The organism is Actinosynnema sp. NPDC059797, assembly GCF_042732085.1.
Taxonomy (GTDB): domain Bacteria; phylum Actinomycetota; class Actinomycetes; order Mycobacteriales; family Pseudonocardiaceae; genus Actinosynnema.
Window position 1 is genome coordinate 1 of record NZ_JBHWIE010000461.1, and the last position, 4,924, is coordinate 4,924.

Consider the following 4,924-nt stretch of genomic DNA (forward strand, 5'->3'; position numbering starts at 1 on the left):
ACCCTGGGGAGGGCCGGCCGCCATCGCCACGGTCCTGCGCCGGCGCCAACACAAGGGCATGGTCTCCGACGCCTTCCCCGGCCGCTTCGTCGAGGTCGGCGGCACCGCGTCGGTCGACCGGGCCCGCCGGGTGCCCGTCGCCGACCTCGTCGTGCGACCGGGACCGGACGGCCCCTCGCTGCACGGCCCCACCGGCCCGCTCGTCCTCTACACCGGCGAGGACGACCACCCGCACCTGCGTGCGTTCGCCCCACCCCACGTGGAGGCCCTGCCGGTCCGCATCGCGGACCACCGGCCACGCGTCCAGGTAGGCGACCTCGTGGTGGCGCGGCGCCGTTGGTGGCTGACCGCGGACCCGGCGCCCGCCGTCGACCAGGACCGCGCGGTCGCCGAGGTGTGCCGGTTGCGGGGCCGTACCGGCATTCCCCGCCACGTCTTCGTGCGCCTGCCGGGCGAGCCGAAGCCCGTCTACCTGGACCTGACCTCGCCGACGGCCTGCTCGCTGCTCGCGCGGCGACCGGAGGGGACCGTCGTCGTGGAGGAGATGCTGCCGGGTCCGGACCAGCTGTGGCTGCGTCGCCGAGCCGGTGCGTTCACCTCGGAGTTCCGGATCGCGATGACGCGGAAGGAGCCCGGGTAGATGTGGTCCCTGCACCGACACACGGTCGTCCGGTCGACGGGATTCCCCATCGCCCTGGTGCACGGCCTGCGCGAACCGCGACTCGCGCAGGCGGTCGAGGAAGTCGTCGACGCGGAGGACGCCGTGCTGGCGCTCGGTCGTCGGGACGGGCTCGACGCGCGCGAACTCGACGCGCTGCGCGAGGGCCTGGACCGCGGCTCCTTCCGGCTCGACCGGGCACGCGTGGACGACCCGTCGTGGGTCGCCGCCGTCAGCGCGCACCGGCGGGCTCGCCGAGGAGCCCAGCGGATCGGCGCGGCCGGGCGGGAACGGCCGTCACCCGTGCGTGCGCTGGCGGACGACCCGCGCCTTCGGGAGGCGCTGGCCGTGTCGAACCCGAGGATCTTCGCCGACGTGCTGCGGAACCCCGACCGGGCGCAGGTGGTCAACCAGCTCGCGTCGTTCGCGCAGCGGGTCAGCACGAAGAACGAGACGCTCAGCTTCTTCGGACCGATCAGCTACGGCGTCGTCGACCCCGCGGCGCCCTCCGGCGTCCGGGTCGCGTGGGACGGCCCCCACGTGCTGCGGGCCCGTCGCGCGCACGCCGCCGCCTGGGTGGTCTCCGCCCTCGCCGACGCGGTGGCCTTCGACCCGGTGGTGGCGCCGTGGCTCGTGCTGCGCCCGCGCAACCGCGGCCTGTCGCGCTGGAGCGGGGCGGCCGACGAACTCCCCGCCAGGCTGCTCGCCGCGGTGGACGGCCGCAGCACGCTGGCCGTGCTCGCCCGCCGGCTCGACGCGGAGCCGGCCGAGGTGATCGCGGCCGCCGCTGCGCTGTGCCGGCTCGGCCTCGTCACCCACCCGGTCGACCCACCGGTGACCGCGCCCGACCCGCTCGGCCACCTGGTCACCGCGGCGGCAGGTGTCCCGGGTGGGGCCGTGCCGGCCGGGAAGGTCGCGGAGCTCGCCCGACTGCGGGACCGCTTCTGCGACGACGACGCGATGGCCAAGGCCGATCGGCACACCCGGTTCCTCGACGCCGTGCACCGGATCGCCCCGGACGCCAAGCCCGGCGACGCCGTCGACGGGCAGTTCTACACCGACCGGACGCCCCTGCGCGAGGAGTGCGCCGGGTCCGTGGACTTGGAGGTGGGTGGCGAGCACGCCACCGAGCTGCTCGCCCGCTGCGCACCCGCGCTGGACTTCCTCGCCGTCGTCGCGCACCGACGCCGCACCGCGGCCCGCCGGCGGCTGGCCCGCGCGCTCGGCGCGCGGACGGTCCCGCTGTGGAAGGTGGTCGTCGCGGCGCACGCGCTCGTCCAGCCCGCCGACACCGAACTGGACGCCCTCGTCGCAGAGGCCGTGGCGGCCGCCGGCGACGCCACGGAGGTGGACCTCGCCGCGCACCCCGGGCCGGCGGCGCTGCTGACCGGCGGAGCGGCCGGTGGTGAGGCGGTGGCGACCACGGTCGACGTCATGGTCGCCGCACCGGACGTCGCCGCCTGGACCGCCGGGGCCTACCGCGTCGTGCTCGGCGACGTGCACGACAGCGTCCTGCTGACCGATTGGGCACTCCAGTTCCACCCCGACGCGGCACGGGTGCGGATGGAGCGCGACTGCGCCATCGCCGACGCCTTCGGCCCGGTCCCGGCGCTCACCGTGCTCGGCGGGCGGCGAACCGGGATCCCACCCCTCGAGCTGCCCGGCCCGGTGGTCGAGGTCTCCGGCACCTCGGGCCGCGCGGGGTCGTGGGCGGTCGACCTCGACGACGTGACCGTCCGCTCGGACGGGGTCGACGCCCGGCTGTGGTGCGACTCGCTCGGCGGCGAGGTGGCGTTGCACAACGGCGAGCTGGACACGCTGGTGCAGACCGCCTTCGGCCCGCTGCGGCTGCGCGCGCCCCGGCTGCGCACCGGCCCGCACACCCCTCGGCTGACCTGGGGAGCGGCGGTGGTGCAGCGCCGCCGCTGGGAGGTGGACACCGCCGAGGTCGCCTCGATCGGCGCCGCCGACGATCTCCGCGTGCTGCTCGCCGCCACCCGGCTGCGCAGGCGTCACGGACTACCGGCCGCGGTGTTCGCCCACCTGCCGGGGGTGCGCAAGCCGATGTACGCCGACCTGGCCGGCCCTGCTCTGCTGCGGGCGGTGGCGCGGGCAGCGACCAGGGTGGACCAGCGGTCGACCACCGTCGTCAGCGAGATGCTCCCGGCGGCCGACGAGCTGTGGCTGGCCGGCCCGCGGGGAGCGCACACCGCGGAGCTGCGCTGCCTGTTCACCCGTCGGCCCGGGTCCGAGGTGGCGCGATGACGTCGCTGGTCGTGCTGCCGCACGCCGATCCGACCCTCTCGATCGAGGCGCCGGGCCGGCGCGCCGTCGCGCTGCACCGGCAGGCCGTCGACCGCCTCACCGGGGGAGAGGCCCGCGCCGCGCTGCTCGGGCTCCTCCGCGAGCACGACGGTCCGGACGCGGTCGGCAGGATCGCGCTGGCCAGGGCGACCGACGAGGTCCTCTCCGGCACGCCCGCGGCGACGGACCGGTGGATCGCGCAGAACGTGGTCCTGACCCTCGCCGGCGCGGCGGCCTCCTGGCAGGTCCGGCTGCGGCTCGACGACCTCGACCTCGTCACGGGGAGCACCGAGAGCTCCGCCGACGTGCTCGCCGCCGCCCGTGCCGCCGGTCCGTTCGAGCCCGAGCTGGCCGCGGCGGCGGCCCACGTCACCGACCCGGACGCGGTCGTCCACCTCGGTCACGACCAGCAGCTGCCCGCACTGGTCCGGCTGGGCCTGCTGACCGGTGCGCCGCTCGCCGTCGACGGCGCGTTCGCCGAGCGGCACTGGCCGGTGGTCGCGGACCTCCTCCCACCCGGCAGCAGCCTCGTGCCGACCGGCGCCGTCGAGTACGTCGCCGGCACCCGGACCACCTGGCAGCGCCGCGTCGACGGCGTGACGTGGGCCGGTCCGGTCAGCGGCCCGGAGCTGTCGGGCAGCCCGACCCGCACCCCGCCGGGCTGCGCCGTCGGCGTGGTCGCCGTCGCACTGGCCGATCGGGACCGGGTCCTGCTCGCCGACGGCACGGCGCTGTCGCCGGACGCGTTCCGATCGGCCGTCGCCGCCCTGCACGCCGGGGGAGCGCGGGTGGTCGTCGAGTTCTGGCTCGGCGCGCCGGGCGTCACCGAGGAACAGCTGATCGGCACCGCGACCTGGCTCGCCGGTCAGGACCTGCCCTGGCGGATCGCCGGTGCACGGCCGTTCCACCTGCCGTCGACCACGCGGAACCCACCCACCCGGTGGGCCGGCGCCGATGTCGCCGTGCCGCCGACCGCGCCGGGACTCGACCTCGCGCGGTCCGCGCCGGTCGTGGGCGTGCCCCCGGAGCACGTCCTCGGCGCGGTCACCGACGCCCTGTCGGCGCGCGGCCGGCTGTTCCCGGCGCGGTTGGCGGGCGCCTACCTCGCCCCGGCCGACGAGCCGCCCGCGCAGCCGTGCCTGTCGCGCGGGGTGCGGGTGGTCGCGGTGGAGACCGGCCACCTGGTCGTCGACCTGCTCCGGCTGCGCACCTTCGCCATCGACAGCCGGATCGGGGCCCGGCTCGCCCCGCTCGCCCCGGGCGTCCCGATCGCCGAGGTCCTGCCGTCCACCGGGGTGCGGGACCGGGTCGTCGCGGTGCTGTCGTCCGCCGGCGTGCTCGACGGGCCGTCCGAACCGATGGGGGTGATCCGGTGACCAGGTGGGAGCTGGACGGGGAGTTCGTGCTGCGCCATCCCGGCATGCCGTTCGACTGGGTGGAGGAGCTGGGTGCCGACCCGGAGCTCGACCTGGCCGCGGACGAGGTCGTCGACGCCGCCCGGGAGCTGGCGGACGCGGCGGGCGGATCGGGTCCCGTCGCCACTGCCGTCAGGCGGGTGCGGGCGATGCCGCCGGACGGCACCGCGCCGACCGGTCGGTGGAACCAGGCCGTCGCCCGCTACCGCGAGGCCCTGCCGAACACCTACGCGCGACTCGAACGGCGGCTGCACCGCATCGCGTCGGAGGAGCGCGTGCAGGAAGCGGTGTTCGTGTCCAACCCCGACATGTGGGCCAACATGTGGCGCCGCTACGTCGAAGCGGCGGAGCCGGGGGCGATCACGTCGGCGCGGCGCCGGGTGCACCGCCAGGTGTACACCTACGTGCAGCGCTTCTGCGCGAAGAACGAGACCACGAGCTTCTTCGGCCCGATCGCCTACGGCAGGCTCGACGGGCGGGGTGCCGACGAGTGCGCCCTGGTCCGCGGTCTGCCACAGCGCAGGCTCGTCTTCCTCTCGCCGTGGGA

Annotated in this window: 3 protein-coding genes and 1 pseudogene; all 4 read left to right on the plus strand. The window is 76.5% G+C overall.

Annotation, left to right across the window (positions count from 1 at the left end):
- Positions 1-640, plus strand: a 640-nt coding sequence (locus ACFV4N_RS39715) for a lantibiotic dehydratase (RefSeq protein WP_499677847.1), incomplete at its 5' end; no start/stop codon positions are given.
- The gene (locus ACFV4N_RS39720; protein WP_499677848.1) at positions 641-2,923 is read left to right on the plus strand and encodes a lantibiotic dehydratase; all 2,283 of its coding nucleotides are present in this window, start codon (positions 641-643) and stop codon (positions 2,921-2,923) included.
- The gene (locus ACFV4N_RS39725; RefSeq protein ID WP_499677849.1) at positions 2,920-4,338 is read left to right on the plus strand and encodes a hypothetical protein; all 1,419 of its coding nucleotides are present in this window, start codon (positions 2,920-2,922) and stop codon (positions 4,336-4,338) included. The genes ACFV4N_RS39720 and ACFV4N_RS39725 overlap by 4 nt, the downstream gene beginning before the upstream one ends.
- A pseudogene (locus tag ACFV4N_RS39730) lies at positions 4,335-4,924 on the plus strand (hypothetical protein); the annotation flags it as partial. The gene ACFV4N_RS39725 and the pseudogene ACFV4N_RS39730, both read left to right, overlap by 4 nt.

What these genes read in the sequence shown, in the direction of transcription:
- ACFV4N_RS39720 (WP_499677848.1), top strand. Translation starts at nt 641, where the DNA reads ATGTGGTCCCTGCACCGACACACGGTCGTCCGGTCGACGGGATTCCCC.
- ACFV4N_RS39725 (WP_499677849.1), top strand. Translation starts at nt 2,920, where the DNA reads ATGACGTCGCTGGTCGTGCTGCCGCACGCCGATCCGACCCTCTCGATC.